Annotated in this window: 23 protein-coding genes; 12 read left to right on the forward strand and 11 right to left on the reverse strand. The window is 65.3% G+C overall.

What is annotated here, in order from left to right:
• The first annotated feature begins 71 nt into the window (after positions 1–71).
• Genes LDL32_RS15635 through uraH form a run of 9 tightly spaced genes read left to right on the forward strand, consistent with a single transcriptional unit; the run spans position 72 to position 9,067 of the window.
• Positions 72–1,529 (forward strand): NAD(P)-binding domain-containing protein, encoded by a 1,458-nt coding sequence (locus tag LDL32_RS15635; protein ID WP_233068364.1) that lies wholly within the window; start codon positions 72–74, stop codon positions 1,527–1,529.
• A gap of 42 nt (positions 1,530–1,571) precedes the next feature.
• Positions 1,572–1,805: a DUF4089 domain-containing protein gene (locus LDL32_RS15640; RefSeq protein ID WP_233068366.1), complete on the forward strand. Its 234-nt coding sequence runs from the start codon at positions 1,572–1,574 to the stop codon at positions 1,803–1,805.
• On the forward strand, positions 1,802–3,175 hold the full coding sequence (locus tag LDL32_RS15645) for an AtzE family amidohydrolase (protein WP_233068367.1): 1,374 nt from the start codon (positions 1,802–1,804) through the stop codon (positions 3,173–3,175). Before LDL32_RS15640 ends, LDL32_RS15645 begins: the two co-directional genes overlap by 4 nt.
• A complete protein-coding gene (locus LDL32_RS15650; RefSeq protein WP_233068369.1) occupies positions 3,175–4,767 on the forward strand; it encodes a gamma-glutamyltransferase family protein in 1,593 nt (530 codons plus the stop codon). Before LDL32_RS15645 ends, LDL32_RS15650 begins: the two co-directional genes overlap by 1 nt.
• Positions 4,761–6,032, forward strand: coding sequence for an allantoate amidohydrolase (locus LDL32_RS15655; RefSeq protein ID WP_233068371.1), 1,272 nt, complete (start codon positions 4,761–4,763; stop codon positions 6,030–6,032). Before LDL32_RS15650 ends, LDL32_RS15655 begins: the two co-directional genes overlap by 7 nt.
• Complete coding sequence (locus LDL32_RS15660) at positions 6,029–7,258, forward strand: alanine--glyoxylate aminotransferase family protein (protein ID WP_233068373.1); 1,230 nt, start codon at positions 6,029–6,031, stop codon at positions 7,256–7,258. Before LDL32_RS15655 ends, LDL32_RS15660 begins: the two co-directional genes overlap by 4 nt.
• 20 nt (positions 7,259–7,278) lie before the next feature.
• Positions 7,279–8,190: an allantoinase PuuE gene (puuE, locus tag LDL32_RS15665; RefSeq protein ID WP_233068375.1), complete on the forward strand. Its 912-nt coding sequence runs from the start codon at positions 7,279–7,281 to the stop codon at positions 8,188–8,190.
• 8 nt (positions 8,191–8,198) lie between these two features.
• Positions 8,199–8,714 (forward strand): 2-oxo-4-hydroxy-4-carboxy-5-ureidoimidazoline decarboxylase, encoded by a 516-nt coding sequence (gene uraD, locus LDL32_RS15670; RefSeq protein WP_233068996.1) that lies wholly within the window; start codon positions 8,199–8,201, stop codon positions 8,712–8,714.
• Positions 8,711–9,067, forward strand: coding sequence for a hydroxyisourate hydrolase (uraH, locus tag LDL32_RS15675; RefSeq protein WP_233068376.1), 357 nt, complete (start codon positions 8,711–8,713; stop codon positions 9,065–9,067). Before uraD ends, uraH begins: the two co-directional genes overlap by 4 nt.
• A gap of 195 nt (positions 9,068–9,262) precedes the next feature.
• Here uraH and LDL32_RS15680 read toward each other — a convergent pair whose 3' ends face one another.
• The 5 genes from LDL32_RS15680 to LDL32_RS15700 all read right to left on the reverse strand — a co-directional run bounded on the left by LDL32_RS15680 (position 9,263) and on the right by LDL32_RS15700 (position 15,890).
• Positions 9,263–10,291 (reverse strand): isocitrate/isopropylmalate dehydrogenase family protein, encoded by a 1,029-nt coding sequence (locus LDL32_RS15680; protein WP_233068377.1) that lies wholly within the window; start codon positions 10,289–10,291, stop codon positions 9,263–9,265.
• Between the two features lie 172 nt (positions 10,292–10,463).
• A complete protein-coding gene (locus LDL32_RS15685) occupies positions 10,464–12,236 on the reverse strand; it encodes an aminopeptidase P family protein (RefSeq protein WP_233068378.1) in 1,773 nt (590 codons plus the stop codon).
• Positions 12,237–12,265: 29 nt separating this feature from the next.
• Positions 12,266–12,784, reverse strand: coding sequence for a GNAT family N-acetyltransferase (locus LDL32_RS15690; protein WP_233068379.1), 519 nt, complete (start codon positions 12,782–12,784; stop codon positions 12,266–12,268).
• A complete protein-coding gene (locus LDL32_RS15695) occupies positions 12,777–13,679 on the reverse strand; it encodes a 50S ribosomal protein L11 methyltransferase (RefSeq protein WP_233068380.1) in 903 nt (300 codons plus the stop codon). The genes LDL32_RS15690 and LDL32_RS15695 overlap by 8 nt, the downstream gene beginning before the upstream one ends.
• Positions 13,680–15,890: an ATP-dependent helicase gene (locus tag LDL32_RS15700; RefSeq protein WP_233068381.1), complete on the reverse strand. Its 2,211-nt coding sequence runs from the start codon at positions 15,888–15,890 to the stop codon at positions 13,680–13,682.
• A 96-nt stretch (positions 15,891–15,986) separates the two neighbouring features.
• Between LDL32_RS15700 and LDL32_RS15705 the strand changes: the two genes are divergently transcribed.
• Entirely contained in the window at positions 15,987–16,688 is a 702-nt protein-coding gene (locus LDL32_RS15705) for a JAB domain-containing protein (RefSeq protein ID WP_233068382.1), read from the forward strand.
• An 8-nt stretch (positions 16,689–16,696) separates the two neighbouring features.
• On the opposite strand, the gene LDL32_RS15710 is transcribed toward LDL32_RS15705, so the two are convergent.
• Positions 16,697–17,383: an HAD hydrolase-like protein gene (locus LDL32_RS15710; protein ID WP_233068383.1), complete on the reverse strand. Its 687-nt coding sequence runs from the start codon at positions 17,381–17,383 to the stop codon at positions 16,697–16,699.
• Positions 17,384–17,465: 82 nt separating this feature from the next.
• On the opposite strand from LDL32_RS15710, the gene LDL32_RS15715 reads away from it, so the two are divergent.
• Complete coding sequence (locus LDL32_RS15715) at positions 17,466–18,137, forward strand: RadC family protein (protein WP_233068384.1); 672 nt, start codon at positions 17,466–17,468, stop codon at positions 18,135–18,137.
• Here LDL32_RS15715 and LDL32_RS15720 read toward each other — a convergent pair.
• Genes LDL32_RS15720 through LDL32_RS15730 form a run of 3 tightly spaced genes read right to left on the reverse strand, consistent with a single transcriptional unit; the run spans position 18,134 to position 20,021 of the window.
• Positions 18,134–19,282: a 5-(carboxyamino)imidazole ribonucleotide synthase gene (locus tag LDL32_RS15720; RefSeq protein ID WP_233068385.1), complete on the reverse strand. Its 1,149-nt coding sequence runs from the start codon at positions 19,280–19,282 to the stop codon at positions 18,134–18,136. The genes LDL32_RS15715 and LDL32_RS15720 overlap by 4 nt on opposite strands.
• A complete protein-coding gene (gene purE, locus LDL32_RS15725; protein WP_370636780.1) occupies positions 19,279–19,794 on the reverse strand; it encodes a 5-(carboxyamino)imidazole ribonucleotide mutase in 516 nt (171 codons plus the stop codon). The genes LDL32_RS15720 and purE overlap by 4 nt, the downstream gene beginning before the upstream one ends.
• 26 nt (positions 19,795–19,820) lie before the next feature.
• Positions 19,821–20,021 (reverse strand): YdcH family protein, encoded by a 201-nt coding sequence (locus LDL32_RS15730; RefSeq protein WP_007399319.1) that lies wholly within the window; start codon positions 20,019–20,021, stop codon positions 19,821–19,823.
• A gap of 162 nt (positions 20,022–20,183) precedes the next feature.
• On the opposite strand from LDL32_RS15730, the gene LDL32_RS15735 reads away from it, so the two are divergent.
• Positions 20,184–20,354 (forward strand): YdcH family protein, encoded by a 171-nt coding sequence (locus LDL32_RS15735; RefSeq protein WP_233068386.1) that lies wholly within the window; start codon positions 20,184–20,186, stop codon positions 20,352–20,354.
• Between the two features lie 50 nt (positions 20,355–20,404).
• On the opposite strand, the gene LDL32_RS15740 is transcribed toward LDL32_RS15735, so the two are convergent.
• On the reverse strand, positions 20,405–20,992 hold the full coding sequence (locus tag LDL32_RS15740) for a DUF1013 domain-containing protein (RefSeq protein ID WP_233068387.1): 588 nt from the start codon (positions 20,990–20,992) through the stop codon (positions 20,405–20,407).
• Between the two features lie 253 nt (positions 20,993–21,245).
• Positions 21,246–21,800: an Hsp20 family protein gene (locus LDL32_RS15745; RefSeq protein WP_233068388.1), complete on the reverse strand. Its 555-nt coding sequence runs from the start codon at positions 21,798–21,800 to the stop codon at positions 21,246–21,248.
• Positions 21,801–21,854: the final 54 nt, after the last annotated feature.

Consider the following 21,854-nt stretch of genomic DNA (forward strand, 5'->3'; position numbering starts at 1 on the left):
GGCCTGTCATGACGGGGCCGGGGTGAAACCGGCATCGGCACATGGTGGAAAACACGGACGGGAACCCGCAGATGGATACCAACACGCAGCCCGGAACCGGGGCCGCCTGCGGGCTTGCAGCGCTGGATGCGGCGGTGCGCCGGGACATGGAAATCATCCGCTATCCACACAGGGAATGGGTCCCCGCAATGGAGCGCCACGGCCAGCGCGTGCTGGATGTGGCCATTATCGGCGCGGGACAGGGCGGGCTGGCCACGGCTTTCGCGCTCAGGCGCAGCAGCATCACCAATATCCGTATCTTTGACCGGGCATCCAGGGGCGATGAAGGGCCGTGGATGACGTTTGCGCGCATGCTCACGCTGCGCACGCCCAAATACGTGACCGGACCCGACCTGGGCGTGCCCTCGCTCACGCCGCGCTCGTGGTACGAAGCGCAGTTCGGCGCGCAGGCATGGGAAAGGCTGGACAAGATCCCGCGCGCACAGTGGCAGGCCTATCTGGACTGGTATCGGGACATCCTTAACCTGCCGGTTGCCAATGACCATGATTTCCAGGGCGTGACGTGGGAGGACGGCCTGCTGCGCCTGACCTTTGGCCGGCCTGATGGCGCGACCTACGTGCAGTATGCGCGCAAGCTGGTGCTGGCCACCGGCATTGAAGGCTGCGGGACATGGAACGTGCCCGATTTCATCCGCACCGGCCTGCCGCGCGACCGGTATGCCCATACATCGGAAGCGATTGATTTCGCGGCGCTGAAGGGCCGGCGCATCGGTGTGCTGGGGGCGGGGGCCTCGGCGTTTGATAACGCGGCCACGGCGCTGGAAGCGGGGGCCGGCAGTGTCACGCTGTGCCTGCGGCGCAGGGAAATCCCGGCCGTCAACCCCTATCGCTGGATGGAGAATACCGGCTTCCTCGCCTATTATCCTGCCCTGTCCGATGACCTGCGCTGGCGCTTCATGCGCCGGATATTCGAACTGAACCAGCCGCCGCCGCAGGATACGTTCTGGCGCTGCCGCAGGCATCCCACCTTCTCCTACCGAACCGGCTGCCCATGGACGGCGGTGCGTATGGATGGTGACAGGATCGTGGTGGAGTCGCTCACGGGGGAAATGCATTTTGACTTCCTGATCATCGGCACGGGTTTTGCAATCGATCTCGCGCGCAGGCCGGAGACACAGTCATTTGCCGCCTCCGTCGCACTGTGGGGGGATCGGCATACCGCGCCGGTGGGGTCGGAAAGTGCGGTGCTGGAACGCTACCCCTATCTTGGGCTCAACTATCAGTTCCTGCCGCGCGACAGGGATGATCCGCTGGCGCCGATGCTGGCGAACATTCACAATTTCACGTTTTCGGCCACGCCCAGCATGGGGCTTTCGGGCGCGTCGATCAGTGGCATGCGCTTTGGCGTGGAGCGTCTGGCCCACGGGCTGGGGCGCGACCTGTATGTTGCGGACGGCCAGAAACATCTGGAAAGTCTGCTGGCCTATGATGTGCGGGAACTGGTCAGTCTCGATCCACCTGTTGCATGATGCATCCCGGGTAGACTGATCCATTCGGGAGATAGTGAGTAGATGAGCAGCGCTCCACGCCTTTCCCCTTCCGCACCGGTTACGGGCGCGGGCGGGCATGATGATCACAGGGTTCCCCCCGTGCCGGACATGGCGCGGCTTGTCGGGCTGACCATTCCGGCGGCATGCCTGCCCGATGTCGTGGCGAATGCCATGCTTTTGCAGGGTTATGCCGACCTGCTTGGCGGCTTCGCGCTGCCCGATGACTGTGAACCCGCCTATGGGTACACGCCATGAACGCCGATGTGCAGGCCATGGGGGCGGCCTTTGCCATTGCGGCCGATGTCAGGGCACGCCGCCGGACCGCCGTCTCGGTCGTGACCGCCGTGATCGCGGATATCGAGGCCCGTGACACCCGCTTCAACAGTGTGACCCGCATCCTGGGCCCCGCCGCCGTGGCGCAGGCGGAGGAAGTGGATAAAGCAGTAGCGGCAGGCCGCGACCCCGGGCCACTGGCGGGCGTGCCCTTTGGCGTGAAGGACCTGTTTGACGTATGCGGCGAAGTGACTACCGCGGGGTCCATCGTGCTGCGTGACAACCTGCCCGCAACGCAGGATGCAACCGTGGTGGCCCGCCTGCGCGCGGCGGGCGCCGTGCCGGTGGCCACGCTGAACATGGATGAATTCGCCTACGGTTTCTCAACCGAAAACGCGCATACCGGCACGACCTGCAACCCGCATGATACCGCGCGCCTGGCAGGCGGGTCATCGGGCGGGTCGGCGGCGTCGGTCGCGGCGGGGCTGCTGCCGTTCACGCTGGGGTCGGACACCAACGGCTCTATCCGCATCCCGTCCTCGCTGTGCGGGGTATGGGGGCTCAAGCCCACCTATGGGCAGGTACCGCTGCGTGGTGTCTATCCGTTCGTGGCAAGTCTTGACGTGGCGGGACCAATGGCGGCCACACTTGCGGACCTGCAGGCGGTTTACGCCATCATGGCGGGCAGGACGATCGACGCGCTGCCCGATGTGGCGGGCGTACGTGTCGCGCGTCTTGGCGGCTGGTTTGCCAGCAACATCAGCTCCGAAATAACGGCAGGGATCGATGCGGTCATGGCGCATCTGGGTAGCGGGCAGGTTGTCGAACTGCCTGAAGTCGCCCGCGCCCGCGCCTCCGCCTTCCTGATTAGCGCGGCGGAGGGGGGCAACCTGCACCTGCCGCGCCTGCGCCGGCGGTCCATGCAGTATGATCCGGCAACGCGCGCTCGGCTCATGGCCGGCGCCATGCTGCCGGCCTCCACCTTCGTGCAGGCGCAGCGCTTCCGGCGCTGGTTCCGCGCGCAGGTGCACGAAGCCCTTAGCCAGGCCGATGTGCTGGTGGCGCCGACCACGGTCGGTGTTGCGCCGCGTATCGACCAGCCGACCATCATGGTGGATGGCCGGAGTGTACCGGCACGGGCCAATCTGGGCATCTTTACCCAGCCCGTCAGCCTTGCGGGCCTGCCTGTTCTGGCGGCCCCGCTGGCGGTGGACGGACTGCCGCTTGGCATCCAGCTGATTGGCGCGCCGGACGCGGAAGCCAGCCTGTTTGCCGTAGCGGCCGAACTGCAGCGCGCGGGCCTGCTGCGCTGCCAGCCACTGGATGCAGGCTACGCCCGAAAGGACAGCTGATGCTCAATACGCCGCGTTCATGCCGGGGGATGGTCACATCCCCCCATCATCTGGCCAGTCAGGCCGGGCTGGATGTGCTCAAGGCCGGTGGCACCGCGCTGGAGGCCGCCGTCGCTACGGCGGCAGCACTTGCGGTCGTCTACCCGCACATGACCGGCATTGGCGGTGATGCCTTCTGGCTGACCATGTGGCCCGATGGCCGTGTGGAAACGATCGACGCCTGCGGGGCGGCGGCGGCCCGGGCCGATGCGGGCTTCTACCATGCGGCGGGGCTGGACGCCATTCCGTGGCGGGGCCCGCTTGCGGCCAATACGGTGGCGGGCACCGTGTCCGGATGGGACATGGCGCTGGGGTGGAGCCATGCCATGGCGCCGGGCCTGCCGCTGGGGCGCGTGTTGCGTGACGCGTTGTACTACGCCGAACAGGGTGCGCCCGTTACCGCAGGTGCCGCCAGACTGACAGCGCAGAAGGTCGGCGAACTGCGGGACGTGCCGGGGTTTGCCGCCCAGTTCATGCCCGGTGGCAGACTGCCGGAGGCGGGCGATATCCTGCACAATCCCCGCCTTGCCACTACGCTGCGCCATCTGGTGGATGACGGGCTGGACAGTTTCTACCGTGGCAGGGTGGCGCGCGAACTCGCTGCCGACCTGACCGATCTGGGCAGCCCGCTTACGCTGGCGGACCTGCAGGCGCATCGTGCCAGCCACCAGCCCGCACTGCATGCGCGTATCCACGGGGCGGACCTGTACAACATGGCGCCGCCCACGCAGGGCGTGGCCTCGCTGCTGATCCTTGCCCTGTTCGACCGGCTGCGCGCGGGACAGGCGGATGATTTCGATTACCTGCACGGCCTGGTGGAAGCGACCAAGCAGGCCTTCCGCTACCGTGATACCCATGTGGGTGATCCCGCCTACATGACCGTGCGGGCGCAGGATATCCTAAATGACCACAAGGCGCTGGACCGCATGGCCGCCGCCATCAACCCCGACAGGGCAGCCCCCTGGCCATGGCCGTCACAGGTGGGGGATACGGTCTGGCTGGGCGTGATCGATTCCGACGGGCTGGCCGTGAGCATGATCCAGAGCCTGTATTTCGAATATGGATCGGGCATCGTGCTGCCGCGTACCGGTGTGGTCTGGCAGAACCGGGGTTCCAGCTTCGGCCTTGATGCGCAGGGCTGGAACGGCCTGCGACCGGGGCGCAAGCCCTTCCATACCCTCAATCCCGCCGGGGCCCGGCTGGATGACGGCCGCACCATGGTCTATGGCACCATGGGGGGAGAAGGACAGCCGCAGACGCAGGCGGCGCTTTTTACCCGCTATGCCCGTTATGGTGTGCCGCTGCAGCAGGCGGTCACCGCGCCACGCTGGCTGCTGGGCCGTACATGGGGTGAAGCAAGTGTCAGCCTGAAATACGAGGACCGTTTCGACCCCGAGGTGATTGCCCGCATGCAGGCGGCGGGCCACCAGATGGAACGGGTTGCGGCATTTTCGTCCATGATGGGCCACGCGGGCGCACTGGTGCGCCATCCCTCCGGCCTGCTGGAGGGGGCGGCCGACCCGCGCAGTGATGGATGCGTGGCGGCATGGTAGCCACGATGGTGGCCATGGACACACCATCAGGCCAGCGCGCGGTGGCGCGTTGCACCGAACTGGGGCGCGCGCCGTATTCGGATATGGAAGGCGGGTTGTTCCGGCCCTATCTCGGCCCTGCCTACCGTGCGACGTGTAGCCGGCTGGTGGCATGGATGCATGACGCGGGCATGACCACGCGCATGGACGCGGCGGGCAACCTTGTTGCCCGGTATGAGGGACTGGCCCCCGATGCCCCGGTCGTGCTGCTCGGCTCGCATATCGACAGCGTGCGTGATGGTGGCTTTTACGATGGCATGCTGGGCGTGATCCTGGGCATCGAGACGGTGGCCCATTTTGCCCGTACGGGCAGACGCTTCCGCTTCGCGCTGGAAGTCATCGGGTTTGGAGATGAGGAGGGATCGCGCTTTCCAACCGGCATGCTGACCTCGCACGCGGTGGCGGGACTCCTGCGCGAACCCGACCCGGCCATGCCTGACTGGGCCGGGACCGAGACGCTGGCGGGCGCGCTGGAAGGCTTCGGGCTGGATACAGGGCGGATGCATACCGCATCGCGCAGGGATGACCCGGTCATGGCTTATGTCGAGGCCCATATAGAACAGGGTCCGGCGCTGGAAGCACGGGACCGCCCGCTGGGCGTGGTCAGCGCCATCGCCGCCCAGCAGCGCTACAGCATGACCCTGCACGGCATGGCGGGCCATGCGGGCACGGTGGCCATGGCGCTGCGCCGTGACGCGCTGGCGGCGGCGGCCGAGATCGTTCTTGCGGCCGAGCGGATCGGGCGCGCGGGGGCGGACGGGCTGGTGGCCACGGTTGGCGCGCTGGACGTGGCGCCGGGGGCGGCCAACGTGGTGCCGGGGACGGTGGTGATGAGCCTTGATGTCCGCGCCGGTACCAATGCGGCGCGTGACGGGGCGGTGGCCGCCATACTGGATGTGGCCCGCCAGACCTGCCGCACGCGCGGGCTGGAAATCGACATTACCCTCAAGCTGGACCTTGATGCCACGCCATGTGACGGGCGGCTGACCGCGCTCATGGAACGCGCGGTGGACAGCGTGACCGGCCTGCCCGCCCCCCTGCTGGTCAGCGGGGCGGGGCATGATGCGATGATCATGGCGCATCTGGCCCCGGTTTCCATGCTGTTCATCCGCTGTGCCGGAGGGATCAGCCACAACCCCGCCGAATCCGTGACCGGGGCGGATGCGGATGTCGCGCTGCGTGCCCTGATTGCCTTTGTCGGATTTTTGGAAAGACATCCTGGATGACACAGCCCTTCCATGGCCAGATCAACCCTCCCGCCCGGCTGCTGATGGGACCGGGGCCGGTCAATGTCCACCCGCGCGTGCTGCGCGCCATGGCAGCCGACATGCTGGGGCAGTTCGACCCCGAAATGACGGACTACATGAACCAGACGATGGACCTTTACCGTCAGGTTTTCATGACCGCAAACCGCTGGACCATGCTGGTCGATGGCACGGCGCGCGCGGGTATCGAGGCGGCCCTCGTCTCGCTGGTCGAACCGGGGATGAAACTGCTGATTGTGCGCGCGGGCCGCTTTGGCCTGCTGCTGTCGGAAATCGCGGCCCGCATCGGGGCCGAAATCGCAACACTGGACATTCCGTGGGGGGAAGTGGCCACGCTGGAGCAGATCGAGGCGGCGATCAGGACCCATCGGCCGCAGGTGCTGGCATGCATCCATGGCGATACCTCCACCACCATGGCCCAGCCGCTGGATGGCCTGGGCGCGCTGTGCCGCCAGTACGATGTGCTGTCCTATGTCGATGCCACGGCCACGCTGGGCGGCATGCCGGTTGCGACCGACTGCTGGGGGGTGGATGTGGTCAGCGGTGGCCTGCAGAAATGCATGGGCGGGCCGCCGGGTTCATCGCCCATCACCATTTCCGACCGGGCGGCTGCGCATATCTTCGCCCGCCGCCATGTGGAAGCCGGCATCCGTGGCAGCGATACGGCGGATGGCACGCGCCTGCGCATTGCGTCGAACTATCTCGATCTGGCCATGATCATGGATTACTGGTCCGAAAGGCGGCTCAACCACCATACCGAGGCGACAAGCATGCTGTACGCCGCGCGCGAGGCGGCGCGCGTGATGCTGGAAGAAGGGCTGGATGCCCGCTTCGCCCGCCATGCCGCTGCTTCGAAAGCCATGGGGGCGGGCCTGCGCGCCATGGGGCTGGAACTGTTTGGCAGCGACATGCACCGCATGACCAACGTGACGGGTGTGTACATTCCCCAGGGCATTGATGGCGAGCGCGTGCGCGCCCGCATGCGTGAGGATTTCGAGATCGAGATCGGCTCCGCCTTCGGCCCGCTGCAGGGCAGGATCTGGCGTATCGGTGCCATGGGCTACAATGCCGAGAAGCACAAGGTGCTGCTTACGCTGGGCGCACTGGAAGCGGTACTGCGCGCCGAAGGCTACGGTTTTACCGCCGGTGCCGGTGTTGATGCTGCTCTCGCCACCTATAACGCCTGATAACCGGAGAGCACGCCAGTATGCCTGAAGCACAAGCCTACCCGCGTGATCTTGTGGGATACGGGCGTAATCCGCCCGATGCGAAATGGCCCGGCGGGGCGCGCATCGCCGTTCAGTTCGTGATCAATTATGAGGAGGGGGCCGAGAATTCGGTCCTGCACGGTGATCGCGGGTCAGAGGCGTTCCTGTCCGAAATGGTGGGCGCGCACTCCATTCCCGGCGCGCGCGCCATTGCAATGGAAAGCCTGTATGAATATGGCGCGCGCGCCGGATTCTGGCGGCTGCACCGCATCTTTACCCGGCGCCAGCAGCCACTTACGGTATTTGGCGTGGCGGCGGCCATGGCGCGGAATCCGGAAGCGGTGGCTGCGATGAAGGAAGCCGGGTGGGAGATCGCATCCCATGGGCTGCGCTGGATCGACTACCAGCATGTGCCCGAAGCGGTGGAACGGGCGCATATACACGAATGTATCGCACTGCATGCCAGACTGACCGGATCACGCCCGCTGGGCTGGTACCAGGGCCGCACCAGCCCCAATACCGCCCGTCTGGTCGCGGAAGAAGGCGGCTTTGTATACGACGCGGATTCCTATGCCGATGACCTGCCGTATTACGACCGCAGCCATGGCCGCGCGCAGTTGGTCGTGCCCTATACGCTGGATGTGAACGACATGCGCTTCGTGGCCCTGAACGGCTTTACCGAAGGGGAGCAGTTCTTCAACTACCTGCGCGACACCTTTGACGAACTGTATGAGGAGGGGGCGGACAAACCGCGCATGATGTCGGTCGGCCTGCACTGCCGTGTTGCGGGCCGTCCGGGCCGGGCGCGGACGGTGGCGCGTTTTCTGGATTACATTGCCACGCGTGAGAAGGTATGGGTCGCGACACGGCTTGATATCGCGCGCCACTGGCTGAAGGTGCATCCGGCATGAAAAACGTGATGGACCGGGTCGATGCAATGTCCGCGGTGCGGTTTGTCGAACTGTTCGGCCCGATATACGAGCACTCGCCCTGGATTGCCCGGCGCGCACACGCCCATGCGCCCTTTGCGGACCGCGATGCCATGCTCGCTGCCATGCGTCATGAACTGGACCGGGCGACGGAGGCGGAAAAGATGGCGCTGATCCGCGCCCATCCCGAACTGGCGCAGCGCATGGGCGTGGACCCGACGCTCACATCGGCTTCGGCTGCCGAGCAGGCGTGCGCCGGGCTGGACCGCCTGACACCGGACGAATTCGCGACCTTCCGCGCCCTGAATGATGCCTATACCGCCAAATTCGGCATTCCGTTCATCATCTGCGTGCGGCAGTCGGACAAGGAGGGCATTCTGAACGGGCTGTACGCCCGGCTGGAAAACACGTTCGAGGCCGAACAGCAGGCCGCCCTGCGTGAAATCAACAGGATTGCCGCCCTGCGGCTGGCCGATGTGCTGGCACGGCTGGAGCAGGAACCATGAGCACCCTTTCCACCCACGTTCTCGACCTTGTTTCAGGCAGGCCCGCCGCAGGCATGGCGATCAGCCTGTGGGCGGGGCAGGGCTGCCTGTTCCGTGGCGTGACCAATGCGGATGGCCGCTGCCCGGAACTGGGCCAGCAGACCGGGGACATGCAGGCCGGTTCCTACCGTCTGGAATTCAGCGTGGCGGATTATTTCCGCAGCCGCGCTGTCGCGCTGTCGGACCCGCCATTCCTTGACGTGGTGCCCATCGCCTTTGGCATGGCGCGGGGGGCACCGGGGGAAAAAGGCGGGCATTACCACGTGCCGCTTCTGGTCTCGCCCTACGGGTTTTCGACCTATCGCGGCAGTTGAGGGACCGAGATAAGGTTTTGGTGAAGCTTTTTTCAAAAAGCTTCGAAGCACGCCGCCTTTCTGAAAAAAGGCGGCACCCAAAAACTTTTCCTGCCCCTCTTTGGCCATCCCAAGGAAAAAGGGCCGTGGCGGATCAAACGCCACGGCCCTTTTCCATATTCCGCGACAGGCTGGCTGCCGCAGGGTCAGACCGTATCAGACCAGCGCCTGCTTCAGGGCTGCGGTCAGGTCGGTCGTGGTGGCCTTGCCGCCCAGATCACCCGTGCGCACCGCGCCGGAGGTGATGACCTTCTCGATGGCCTTGTCGATGCGGCTGGCCAGATCCTGGCGGCCCACATGCGCCAGCATCATGTTGGCAGCCAGCAGCAGCGATGTCGGGTTGGCCTTGTTCTGGCCCGCAATGTCGGGCGCCGAGCCATGCACGGCCTCGAACACTGCAGCCTTCTCACCAATATTGGCGCCCGGTGCCAGACCAAGCCCGCCAACCAGGCCCGCCGTCAGGTCGGACAGGATGTCACCGAACAGGTTGGTGGTGACGATGCAGTCATACTGCCACGGGTCGGTCACAAGCTGCATGGCGCAGGCGTCAACGATGCGCTCGTTCACTTCCACGCGGCCTTCATATTCCTTGGCGACCTTGCGGCCTTCTTCCAGGAACAGGCCGGTCAGCAGCTTGAGGATGTTGGCCTTGTGCACCAGGGTCACGCGCTTGCGGTTGTTCTTGACCGCGTATTCAAAGGCGTAGCGGACAATGCGGTTGCATTCCCTGCGTGTGGTGTAGCCTGCGCTGGTGGCGATGGCGTGCGGGTCATCACCGTAGGGAATGTAGTTTTCCATCGCCGCGTAGTACCCTTCGAGGTTCTCGCGGAAGATGACGAGGTTGATGTTCTCGAACCGGCCGCCGGGCACGATGGTCTTTGTGGGGCGGACATTCGCGAACAGGCCGAACTCCTGGCGCAGTGTCACGTTGATGGACTTGAAGCCGCCACCGACGGGCGTGGTCAGCGGGCCCTTCAGCGCAAGGCCGGTGCGGCGGATGCTCTCGATGGTTTCCTTGGGGAGCGGGCTGCCGGTGGCGTCGAGTGCCGCGACACCGCCAAGGGCCTTTTCCCATTTGAAGGGTGCATCGACCGCATCCAGGATCTCGACAACGGACTGGACAATCTCAGGCCCGATTCCATCACCGGGAATCAGGGTAGCGGGAATTGTTTTTTCTGTGGACATTCTCGAACGTCTCCCTTTGTGCTTGCTACTGAAAAGCGTTTCAGCATGCGCACCGGCTTGGCGGACCCGGTTCGTTGCCGGGTGCCCCGTCGGAACTGGTTAAAAGTCCTAGGCCGCCCCGCCCCGTGTGACAATCGGGCCACGGGGCCATGGCCGTGCTTTTGCAGTCACATTATCCGGCGTGCAGCGGCGCGCAGGCGGCTTCAAGCCATGTGCGTGCCGGACTCTCCAGATGTGGGGCGATCCTTTCGAAAACCCGTGCATGATAGCGGTCCAGCCATGCAGTTTCGTCAGGTTGCAGCAGGACTGTATCAATCAGCCGCCGGTCAAACGGGGCATGTGTCAGCACCTCGAATTCCAGGAAACTGCGCCTGGCCTCCCCAATGGCGGAAGGCTGGACCAGATGCAGGTTCTCAAGCCTGATGCCGAACGCGCCGGGGCGGTAGTAGCCCGGTTCGTTGGACAGGATCATCCCCGCGCGCAGCGGCACGGGGCGGAAGACGGGGGCAATCGTTGCCGGGCCTTCATGCACGGACAGGTAGCTGCCAATGCCATGGCCTGTGCCATGGTCGTAATCCAGTCCCCCTTCCCACAGGGCATGGCGGGCCAGCGCGTCCAGCGCGTGGCCCGTCACGCCGGTGGGGAAACGCGCGCAAGCCAGGGCAATATGCCCGCGCAGCACGCGGGTGAAGGCATCGCGGACCGTATTGTCCGGTGCGTCAGGCCCGGTCCAGACGGTGCGGGTGATATCGGTGGTGCCAAAGGGATACTGCCCGCCACTGTCGATCAGATAGACCTCGTTCGCACGCAGGGCGCGGTTGGTCCCGGGGGTGACACGGTAATGGATGACCGCGCCGTTCGGTCCCGCGCCGGAAATGGCGGGGAAGCTTTCCTCACGGTAATCGGGGCTTGCGGCCCGGAAGCGGTCGAGCTGTTCCGCCGCGTCCAGTTCCGTGGTGCGGGTGGCGTTGTGGTCCAGCCAGTGCAGGAAGCGGCATATCGCCACGCCATCCAGCAGGTGAGCGCGGCGGCTGCCTTCCTGCTCGGTCGGGTTCTTGACCGCCTTGGGCAGCACGCATGGGTTTTCCTTGCGGATCACCGTGGCGCCCGCATCCGCCAGTGTCTGGATGAACCAGATGGCGTTGCTGGTCGGGTCGACCTGCACGCGGGCCGGGGCCAGCGCCCGCAGCGTGTGCTCCAGCGCATCGGGGGGCAGCACGGTCACGTCCGCCCCCAGCCAGGCGCGGGTCGTGTCCGACAGCTTGGCCGGATCGACCAGCAGGGTCACATGCCCGGTATCATGCATGATGGCGAAGGACAGGGTAAGCGGGGTATAGGGCACGTCACGCCCGCGGATATTGAGCAGCCAGGCAATGGAGGCCGGATCGCTCAGTACCAGCGCGCTTTCACCCGCGTCGCGCAGGCTGGCGGCAAGGGTGGCGCGCTTGTCGTGGCTGGACTGGCCTGCCAGGTCCTCCGGCTGGGGCACGCAGGGGGTGCAGGGTGCGGCGGGGCGGTCGGTCCAGATCCGGTCCACCGGATTGGCGGGCAGGGCGACAAGCGTCAGCCCCGCATCGCTGAAGGGGCGCAGCGCGCTTTCGCTGATCAGGCGCGGGTCGTAGCCGATGCGCCGCGTGCCGCCATGGGTCGCAAGCCAGGTGGGGGGCGGCGTTTCGCGGATGTGCAGCCGCTCCCATGCGGTGGCGTCCACCTGCTGGTCCATCTGGGTGGTATAGCGCCCGTCGGAGAACACGGCGGCACGGTCGGGCAGGATGGCCGCCATGCCCGCACTGCCGGTAAAGCCGGTCAGCCATGCCAGCCGTTCGGCACAGGGGGCGACGTATTCGCCCAGATGTTCATCCCCACGGGGCAGGATAAAGCCGTCAACGCCCATCTGGCTGAGAACGGTGCGCAGCGCGTCAGGTCGGCTGGGGACAGGGGACATGGAAATATCCTTGGTCGGGGGTGATGGGGTCAGGCGGCCGACATGATGCGGTAGAGGAATAGAAGATCCATCCACCGCCCGTATTTCGTGCCGCATTCGGGCAGCAGTCCGCCATGCTGGAAGCCAAAACGCTCGTGCAGCCTGCGTGAGGCGATGTTGGTGGAGGTAATGCCCGCGATCATCACGTGCACACCCGCCGCCTTCGCCCGCTCGCACAGGGCCTGCAGCAGGATGCTGCCAATGCCACGGCGCTTGTAGGCCGGCGCGATGTAGAGCGAGTGTTCAACCGTGTAGCGGTAGCCCGAAAACGGACGGAACGTTTTCCAGCTGCTGTAGCCCGCCACATGGCCATCGGGCATCTGCGCCACCAGCACGGGAAAGCCGCTGGCCTGGCTGGAATGCAGCCATTCCAGCCGGGCGGCAACGGTGGTCTCGTGCGTTTCCCACATCGAGGTACTGTTGAGGATGGCGTGGTTGACGATCGCGACAATGGCGGGAATGTCCGCATCCGTTGCATCGCGGATCAGGATGTCGGATGGATCAGCCATGGGGCCTGCGCAGGATGAGCGTGCCCCAGTCTCCTTCCCGCAGGTGGCGCTCCAGCACCAGTCCGTGGCGGCGGTGGGCGGCCAGCACCATGCGGACCTGCGTGTTCAGCAGCCCCGCAAGGATGGCGGTGCCACCAGGCAGCAGGTTGTGGGCCAGATCGGCCGCCATGGCGCAGAGCGGGCGGGCCAGGATATTGGCGAACACAAGGTCATAGGGCGCATGGTGGCGGATGGCGGGCGTGGACCAGCCATTGCCCAGATGGCACGACACAAGGTTGCCCAGCCCGTTCATCGCGGCGTTGCGCCGGGTCACGCGCACGGACCACGGGTCGATATCGGTCGCCAGCACCGGCGTATGCAGCAGGGCGGCGGCTGCCATGGCCAGGATGCCCGAGCCGCAGCCAAGGTCGAGGATGCGGCGTGGCCTGCGATGGGCCACCATTTCCAGCGCGCGCAGGCAGCCGCGCGTGGAACCGTGCTCGCCCGAGCCGAAGGCAACCCCCGCATCCAGCGTGATGGTGATGCGCTGCGGGTTGGGCGCATCATCCAGATGCGTGCCACGGATGGCAAAGCGCTGCCCCGCAAGCTGTTCGGGAAAGGATTCGTAGGTGCGGGCCAGCCAGCCTTCGGACTCGGTATGGCTGCGTTCCAGTCCGGCATCCACGCCGGTGGCAAGCGCGGCCATGATCAGCCCCGCGCGGAGTTCCTCCTCCCCGCTGCCAATGTCCTTGACACCTTCCACCCGCCACAGGGTCTGGTTGTCGTCCACTTCGAATATGCCAATGGTGGCGCATACGGTGGACAGGGCGGCTTCGTAGGCTTCAACCGCATCCGGGGGTACCGTGACCGATATGGTTTCCAGTTCTGTGGCGTGACGCCGGGGGGAAAGGCTCATTTATACCTGCTCAACAAATGTATCGATCACCCGCTTGGGGCCTGCTTTTTCAAACGCGACTTCCAGCCGGTTTCCCTCGACGGAAGTAATGGTGCCGTAGCCGAATTTCTGATGGAAGACCCGTACGCCAGCCGTCATGCCCGATGCGGTGGCGGTGGGCGTGACATCATGCACGCGCCGTGCGGCCACCAGCGGGAAGGGTGTGCTGCCAAACACGGCGGGGCGGCCAGCGAAGCCGCGCCTGCCATTGGATGTGTCGCCCCGGCTTTCGATATGTTCGGCAGGAAGTTCCTCCACGAAGCGGCTGGGGATGGCGGACTGCCAGTTGCCATAGATGCGGCGGTTGGCGGCGTGGCTTATGATCGCCAGTTTCCGTGCCCGCGTAATGCCGACATAGGCCAGGCGACGTTCTTCCTCCAGCCCCTTCAGCCCCCCTTCATCCAGCGTGCGCTGGGAGGGAAAGACCCCTTCCTCCCATCCCGGCAGGAACACGGTATCGAACTCCAGCCCCTTGGCGCCGTGCAGGGTCATGATGCTCATGCTGTCGGCGCCCGAGCGGTCCTCGGCATCCATGACAAGGGCGACATGTTCAAGAAAGCCGCCGAGGTTCTCGTAATCCGCCAGCGAGCGGACCAGTTCCTTCAGGTTTTCCAGCCGCCCCGGCGCATCGGGGGATTTGTCGGCCTTCCACATGTCGATATAGCCGCTCTCCTCCAGCAGGTGGTCGATGGCGACGACATGTCCCTCGCGCCCCAGCATGTCGCGCGTGGCGCCCAGCGTGCGCATGAGGGTGGCAAGCTGCTCCTTCGCCCGGCCCCTGATCTCGCCCGCCGCCAGCATTTCGAGCACCGCGGCAGTCAGGGGCATCTGGCGTTCGCGGGCATGCATGTGCATCTTCTGCAGGCCCGTGGTGCCCACGCCCCGGCGCGGCACGTTGATGATGCGTTCGAACGCCAGGTCATCGGACGGCTGGCTGACCACGCGCATGTAGGCGATGGCGTCACGGATTTCGGCGCGTTCGTAAAAGCGCAGGCCACCCACCACGCGGTAGGGCAGGCCCAGCGTGATCAGCCGTTCTTCAAACGCGCGGGTCTGGAAGCCCGCGCGGACAAGGATCGCGATCTCCGCCATCGGGTGGCCATCGGCGCGCAGGCGTTCGATCTCCGCGCCGACCATGCGGGCCTCGTCATCCGAATCCTGCACGGAAATCACGCGTACCTTTTCGCCTTCCGCGTCCTCGCGGCCGGGGTGGAGCGTCTTGCCCAGACGTTCCTCGTTATGTGCGATCAGGCCCGATGCCGCACCCAGAATCTGGCGGGTGGAGCGGTAATTGCGCTCCAGCCGCACCACGCGCGCGCCGGGGAAGTCACGTTCAAAGCGCAGGATGTTCTCCACTTCCGCCCCGCGCCATGAATAGATCGACTGGTCATCATCGCCCACGCAGCAGATGTTGGATGGCTGGCTGTCACGATGGGCCAGCAGCCGCAGCCACAGGTACTGGATGGTGTTGGTGTCCTGATATTCATCCACCAGAATGTAGCGGAAGAAACGGTGGTACTGCGCCAGCACGTCGGGGTGCCTGCGCAGGATTTCCGTCATGTGCAGCATCAGGTCGCCAAAATCGCAGGCATTGAGCTGCTTCAGGCGCTGCTGGTAGTCGGTATAGATCTCGGCACAGCGACCATTGGCGAAGTCCGTGTCCTCCGCTGCCGTTATGGCGTCGGGTACCAGCCCGCGGTCCTTCCATCGCTGGATCACGCCCATGATTGCCTGTGGCGGCCAGCGCTTGGTGTCGATACGGTAGGGTTCGAGCACCTGCTTGAGCAGGCGCAGCTGGTCGTCGGTATCAAGGATGGTGAAACTGCTGGTAAGCCCCACATATTCTGCATGCCGGCGCAGCATGCGCGCGCACAGGGCATGGAACGTGCCCAGCCACAGTCCTTCCGCCGGTTCGCCCAGCAGGGCGCCCACACGCTCGCGCATTTCGCGCGCGGCCTTGTTGGTAAAGGTCACGGCAAGGATCTGGTTGGGGCGCGCACGGCCCGAAAGCAGGATATGCGCGAACCGCGTGGTCAGCACCCGCGTCTTGCCCGTGCCCGCACCGGCAAGGACCAGCAGGGGGCCGTCCGTGGTCTCGATCGCGTCCCGCTGTTCGGGATTGAGGCGGTTCAGGTAATCCGGCGCACGGCCGGTTGGGATAAGGCTGTCCATGGCACTGTCTTCTATAGCAATCCCTGCGCGGGGGCACCAATGCTATCAGTCAGGGCCACATAATGCGGTTGCGATGCCACGATGGGCTGGAGGAGAATGCGGTTGAAGGCTGGGGAGATTGTAAAAAAAGCCGTGGCCACGGGGCCGGGTGGCCACCGGGCACGCATGCGCCAGCGCATCCGCATGGCTGGCGCGCAGTCGCTGGCGGATTATGAACTGCTGGAAGTCCTGCTGTTCGCGGCCGTTCCCCGGCGGGATACCAAGCCGCAGGCCAAGGCGCTGCTGGCGCATTTCGGCAGCCTGGAAGCCGTGCTGGAGGCCACGCCCGCAGGGCTGCGTGCGGCAGGGCTGGGGCCGCGCGGGGTTGCGGTCATGGCCTGTCCCGCGCTGGCGGCCCGGCGGCTTGCCCATGCCGACCTGCGCGGGCGTGTGCTCCTGCCCGACATGCCAACGGTGCTGGACTACTGCGACCGCCTGCCCATTCATGATTCCAGCGGGGTGCGGATGCTCCATCTTGACGCGGCGGCCCATCTGCTGGCCGATGAAATCGTGCCGATGGATACACCCGCAGCCCTGTGCCGTGCCATCCTGGCGCGTGCGCTGGACCTGCATGCCGTATCACTGATTGCAGTGCGGGACACGGGCGCATCCCCGCCGCCCGCGCAGGCGGACACGGCGGACCGGCGCTGGGCGCGCATGCTGTACATCCACGCCCGGCTGATGGGGCTGATGGTACAGGACTGTCTGCTCCGGGGGGCAGGCACGACGGTCAGCCTGCGCGCCTTCATGCAGGACTGACGCTTCGTTCAGCCATGGGCATCGGCTGCGGCAAACTGCTGGCGGATGGCCTCCAGCAGTTCGGATGGCTGGCTGACCAGCGCATCGGCCCCGGCTTCCGTCAGTTCGGCCCGGGTGCCATAGCCCCACAATACGCCCAGTGCACGGACATGATTGGCGTGCGCGCCACTGATGTCGAAGCGGCGGTCACCAATCATGAGCGCGTCTTCGCGGTTGATGTCCTGCTCGCGCAGCAGGGCTGCGATCAGTTCGGGCTTTTCGGCACCGCTGTCATCCGCCCGCGCGCCGGCCAGCCCGTCAAAATACTGCACGAGATTACGCAGGTGCAGGATCTTGCGCGCCAGGTGCCGCGGCTTGGATGTCGCCACAAACAGCCGCACGCCCCCGGCCGAGAGCGTCTCGATCACTTCGCGCATGTGATCGAACACGGGGCTTTTGTGCATGCCTTCCGATTCGTAATGCTGGCGGTAGAGCGCCATTGCCTCCTCTACCCGGTCATCGCCGTAATGGGCGAGAATATGGGCGATCAGTTCCTCCAGCGGGGGGCCGACCACCCATGTCAGGTCTATCGACAGGTCGGGTTCATGCCCCAGGTCACGCAGTACGGCATGGATGGAGTCCACGATGCCATCGCGGGAGCGGACAATGGTTCCGTCCAGATCAAAGAGTACGGTATGGGATTTCTTGAAATGCATGCAGGTCTATAACCTCCTCGTCCTGCCCGTATCATGTACCATCAGGCTGACATTTGTCCTGAAATTGTTGGGAAGTCCCGTTTTGTCCGATCACAGGCCACAGGCTGCCGTATCGGTTCCCCTGTCCGGAACCATAAGCCGGGCGGATGACCATGCCTTCCTGCAGCGCCTGATCCGCACGCTTGATACCAGCCATCCGGCACCGGACCGGATGGCGGCTGAACTGCTGGAGCGTTTCGGTTCGGCCGGAATGGTGCTGTCCGCGCATGTCGGCGCGCTGGATGAGGTGGCAGGCCGGGGCACCACCCTGCCACCCCTGCTGGCCGTGATGCGTGAGGCAGCACTCCGGCTTTATCGCAGCCGGGTGCGCAGGACCGATGTCCTATCCGGGCAGGCGGGGCTGGAAGCCTACCTGCAGGCCTGCATGGGCCATGAGGTGGTCGAGCAGTTCCGCGTGCTGTTCCTTGATGCCGGGTTCCACTTGCTTTCCGATGAATTGATGGGTACCGGCACGGTCAACCATTCCCCCGTCTACCCGCGTGAGATCATGCGCCGCGCCCTGAATCTGGGCGCGGCCCGGCTGGTGCTGGCGCATAATCACCCGACCGGCCGGGCGGAACCGTCGGGCGCGGATATTGAGATGACCATGCGCATCGCCCAGATCGGCAGGCTGATGGACGTGGAGGTGCACGACCATATCATCGTCGGCAATGGTCGTACCCTCAGCTTCCGTGCCGCGGGGCTGCTTGTCTAGTCGCCTTCTTTATCCATCGGGCGCGCCAGCGGTCCAAGGGCGGCATTCACCCCGAACTCCCCTGGCAGGCCACCTGCGGGAAACAGCACGTTGACATGCCCCATCTTGCGGCCGGGCCGGGCTTCAGCCTTGCCATAATGATGGGCAAGCAGGCCGGGAGTGGCCATGATCCGCGGCCACAGCGCCATGTCATCGGGGCCGATCAGGTTTTTCATCACCGCGTCGCCATGGCGGACGGCGGGCGGTAATGGCAGGCCGGTTACCGCGCGCACATGCATCTCGAACTGGTCCACCGGGCAGGCATTCATGGTCCAGTGGCCGGAATTGTGCGGGCGGGGCGCGATCTCGTTCACGCGCAGGCTGCCATCATGGTCGACGAACATCTCGACCCCCAGCAGCCCGACCAGACCGAGCGCCGTGGCGATGCGTCGCGCCAGTGCCTGCGCCTGCGTCGCGATATCGGGGGCGATGCGGGCCGGGGCCAGGCTTATGTCCAGTATCCCGTCACGGTGGCGGTTTTCGGTCACGTCAAAGGTGCTGATCTCGCCCTGTCCGTTGCGCGCCACCATCACGCTGACCTCACACGCGAAGCGCACCATGCCTTCGGCCACCAGCGGGTGGGGGCGCAGCGTGTCGAATGCGTGGTCCAGATCGGCTTTACTGCGGATGCGGGCCTGACCCTTGCCATCATAGCCAAGGCGCGTGGTCTTGAGGATGAACGGATAGCCCAGCGCATCCGCCGCCCGGTCCAGATCAGCCCGGGTCTCCACCGCATGCCATGGGGCGACGGGAATGCCGTTTTCCCCCATGAAGGTTTTTTCGGCAATGCGGTCCTGGCTTATGCGCAGGATGGCGCCCGCCGGGTGCACGGGGCGAATGCTGGAAAGCAGGTCCAGTCCGTCGGCGCTGATATTCTCGAATTCGAAGGTAATGACATCCACCGCATCGGCAAAGCGGCGCAGGGCGTCGTGGTCATCATACTGGCTCACGGTAATGGCGTGGGCGACCTGGGCTGCCGGGCCATCGGCCTCGGTGGTCAGGATATGGGCGCGATAGCCAAGGCGGGCGGCGGCAACGGCGGACATGCGGCCAAGCTGCCCGCCGCCAACAATGCCAAGGACGCGGCCGGGAGGGAGCGCGCTCATCGGGTCGGTTCCCCTGCCACGGATTCCGTCTGCCTCGCGCGCCACGCAGCCAGCCTGTGCCCCAGTGCCGGGTCGGACAGTGCCAGGATGGAGGCAGCCAGCAGGGCGGCATTGGTTGCCCCGGCCCTGCCGATGGCCAGCGTGCCCACGGGAATGCCGCCGGGCATCTGGACGATTGACAGCAGGCTGTCCATGCCCTTGAGCGCATGCGATTCGACCGGCACCCCCAGCACCGGCAGCGCGGTCCATGCGGCACACATGCCCGGCAGGTGCGCAGCCCCCCCCGCACCGGCAATGATGACCGACAGGCCGCGCTCCTGTGCCGTCTTTGCATAGGTGGCCAGGCGGTCCGGCGTGCGGTGGGCGGATACGATGCGCACTTCATGCGCGATCTCCAGCGCCTCCAGCACGGCGGTGGCGTGGCGCATGGTTTCCCAGTCGGACTGGCTGCCCATGATCAGCCCCACGCGCGGGGAAGGTGTGCCGGAGGGCGAAGGGGGAGGGGTGGGCACGATTGGCGTACTCTCGTCTTGTGTATTCAGGCGATGCTGTCCGGGATCAGGCGGCTTTCCAGCCATGTGATCTCATCCTTCAGCAGGAGCTTGCGCTTTTTCAGCCGTTGCAGCTGCAACTGGTCCGTTACCTGCAGGGCCATGCGGCTTATGACCGTATCAAGGTCACGGTGTTCGCTGCGCAGTTCGTGCAGCTTGCGAAGGAGGGTATCCCGATCTGTCAGCATGGCGGCTCGTCTGTTAGGTGGGCATGTCCCTATCCTAAGCATATCCGCCGCAAAAGGCGAAATGCCGGGGGCCGTGTCCTTGGCCTGCAATTTTAACATGGAATTCCGCCGCGCGTCTGGTCTAGCCTGACCGGGTTGCAGCAAAAGACGCTGGAGGATTCCATGTCGTACGAAGCACGTATCAACAGCCTCAAGACCCGTCATGCACGGCTCGATGCCCGCATTTTTGACGAGGACCGCAGGCCCCTGCCTGATGAGGGGACCATACGGCGCCTGAAGCTTGAGAAACTTCGCGTAAAGGAAGAGATCGAACGCCTGGCCCGGCTGGGCTGACCGGGCGGTCTGGTCACGCTTGCGCCGCCCATCACGGGCGGCGGGGCGGATCAGATGGCGTGATCGCCGTCGTCATCCAGTTCCAGCGGCGGCGGCACGGCCTGGCCTTCACGCGCCAGGCGCTCATTGGCGGCCAGCACCATTGCGTTCAGGTCCGTCTGGCTGCACAGGCCCAGCGTGACCGGGTCACGCGGCTTGATGTTGGGGCTGTTCCAGTGCTGCTTGGTCCGCACCTTCTCGATGGTGTCTTTGGTGGTACCCAGCAGCTTGCTGGTCTGCTGCTCGGACAGCTGCGGGAAGTTGCGCAGGATGAAGGCAATCGCATCCGGGCGGTCATTGCGCTTGGCCACAGGCGTGTAGCGCGCGCCCTTGGAACGGCGGTTGATCGGGTTGGCGGGCGGAAGGCCCTTCAGCCGTGCCTCGGGGTCCTTTTCGCAGCGCGTGATTTCCACCTGCGTCAGCTGGTGGTGGGCAATCGGGTCATAACCCCGGATTCCCTGTGCCACTTCCCCGTCGGCGATGGCCTGGACCTCCAGGGGGTGCATTCCACAGTATTCGGCAATCTGGGTAAAGGTCAGTGCCGTCTTTTCAATAAGCCACACGGCGGTCGCCTTGGGCATCAGGGGCAGGGCAGTCATTATCAATCAGGTCCTACAGCGTGTGGCGCCACACGCAGGCACCTGAGAGGGTGTTCGAAACGGTTCCTTCCCGGAGCGGGAACCGTGCGTACCTGCTGGCGCGCCAGAAACAGAAAACACTCGTGGCAGTGATATGACGGTTGCGGGTAGCAAAGGTCAAGACTTCAATCCGTGCGGCCGGGATGTTTCGCATCAATAAAAAACGGGGGCGGACCACTGGCCCGCCCCCGCTGCATGCCGTGGGCACTATCCCTTATGCCGCGCAGCAGCCTGCGGGCCGGGGGGCGGATGCCGTCGCCTGGGCCGCGATGGCGCTATCCATGTCGGCACCATCAGGCCGGTCCGTTCCGGGCTGCCGGTCGTTCTGGGCGTCACCCGCCAGGGACTGCCCGGACGAGACGGGAATGCGGCGCGGCTTGAGCGCCTCGGGCACGATCTGGCGCACGGCTATGCGCAGCAGGCCGTTGGTCAGGTCGGCATTTTCCACCACTACATGGTCGGCCAGCACGAAGCGGCGCTCGAATGCGCGCGTGGCAATGCCGCGATAGAGCATTTCCCTGCCCTGTGCCGGGGCATCGCCCACACGGCCGGACACGATCAACGTGTTGTCCTGCACCGTAAGTTCGATATCATCGGGGCCAAACCCGGCTACCGCCATGGTCAGGGTGTACTGGGCGTCGGACAGTTTTTCGATGTTGTAGGGGGGATAGGACGGGCTGACCGGGTTCTGGGCCGCCGTATCGACAAGCTGGGCCAGACGGTCAAATCCTATGGCGCTGCGGAACAGCGGCGCGAAATCATAAGCCATGTTCATAACCTCCATGAAGCAAGGTCTGCTGCAATGCGGTCCCTCGGTTGAGCG

The organism is Komagataeibacter sp. FNDCF1, from assembly GCF_021295335.1.
In the GTDB taxonomy this organism is placed as follows: Bacteria; Pseudomonadota; Alphaproteobacteria; order Acetobacterales; family Acetobacteraceae; genus Komagataeibacter.

Coding starts and splice junctions, on each gene's coding strand:
- LDL32_RS15640 (WP_233068366.1), top strand. CDS start 1,572: ATGAGCAGCGCTCCACGCCTTTCCCCTTCCGCACCGGTTACGGGCGCG.
- LDL32_RS15650 (WP_233068369.1), top strand. CDS start 3,175: ATGCTCAATACGCCGCGTTCATGCCGGGGGATGGTCACATCCCCCCAT.
- puuE (WP_233068375.1), top strand. CDS start 7,279: ATGCCTGAAGCACAAGCCTACCCGCGTGATCTTGTGGGATACGGGCGT.
- LDL32_RS15700 (WP_233068381.1), bottom strand. CDS start 15,890: ATGGACAGCCTTATCCCAACCGGCCGTGCGCCGGATTACCTGAACCGC.
- LDL32_RS15730 (WP_007399319.1), bottom strand. CDS start 20,021: ATGCTGACAGATCGGGATACCCTCCTTCGCAAGCTGCACGAACTGCGC.
- LDL32_RS15745 (WP_233068388.1), bottom strand. CDS start 21,800: ATGGCTTATGATTTCGCGCCGCTGTTCCGCAGCGCCATAGGATTTGAC.
- LDL32_RS15635 (WP_233068364.1), top strand. CDS start 72: ATGGATACCAACACGCAGCCCGGAACCGGGGCCGCCTGCGGGCTTGCA.
- LDL32_RS15680 (WP_233068377.1), bottom strand. CDS start 10,291: ATGTCCACAGAAAAAACAATTCCCGCTACCCTGATTCCCGGTGATGGA.
- LDL32_RS15660 (WP_233068373.1), top strand. CDS start 6,029: ATGACACAGCCCTTCCATGGCCAGATCAACCCTCCCGCCCGGCTGCTG.
- LDL32_RS15735 (WP_233068386.1), top strand. CDS start 20,184: ATGTCGTACGAAGCACGTATCAACAGCCTCAAGACCCGTCATGCACGG.
- LDL32_RS15705 (WP_233068382.1), top strand. CDS start 15,987: ATGCGGTTGAAGGCTGGGGAGATTGTAAAAAAAGCCGTGGCCACGGGG.
- LDL32_RS15655 (WP_233068371.1), top strand. CDS start 4,761: ATGGTAGCCACGATGGTGGCCATGGACACACCATCAGGCCAGCGCGCG.
- LDL32_RS15710 (WP_233068383.1), bottom strand. CDS start 17,383: ATGCATTTCAAGAAATCCCATACCGTACTCTTTGATCTGGACGGAACC.
- LDL32_RS15720 (WP_233068385.1), bottom strand. CDS start 19,282: ATGAGCGCGCTCCCTCCCGGCCGCGTCCTTGGCATTGTTGGCGGCGGG.
- uraD (WP_233068996.1), top strand. CDS start 8,199: ATGGACCGGGTCGATGCAATGTCCGCGGTGCGGTTTGTCGAACTGTTC.
- LDL32_RS15645 (WP_233068367.1), top strand. CDS start 1,802: ATGAACGCCGATGTGCAGGCCATGGGGGCGGCCTTTGCCATTGCGGCC.
- LDL32_RS15690 (WP_233068379.1), bottom strand. CDS start 12,784: ATGGCTGATCCATCCGACATCCTGATCCGCGATGCAACGGATGCGGAC.
- LDL32_RS15685 (WP_233068378.1), bottom strand. CDS start 12,236: ATGTCCCCTGTCCCCAGCCGACCTGACGCGCTGCGCACCGTTCTCAGC.
- LDL32_RS15695 (WP_233068380.1), bottom strand. CDS start 13,679: ATGAGCCTTTCCCCCCGGCGTCACGCCACAGAACTGGAAACCATATCG.
- uraH (WP_233068376.1), top strand. CDS start 8,711: ATGAGCACCCTTTCCACCCACGTTCTCGACCTTGTTTCAGGCAGGCCC.
- LDL32_RS15740 (WP_233068387.1), bottom strand. CDS start 20,992: ATGACTGCCCTGCCCCTGATGCCCAAGGCGACCGCCGTGTGGCTTATT.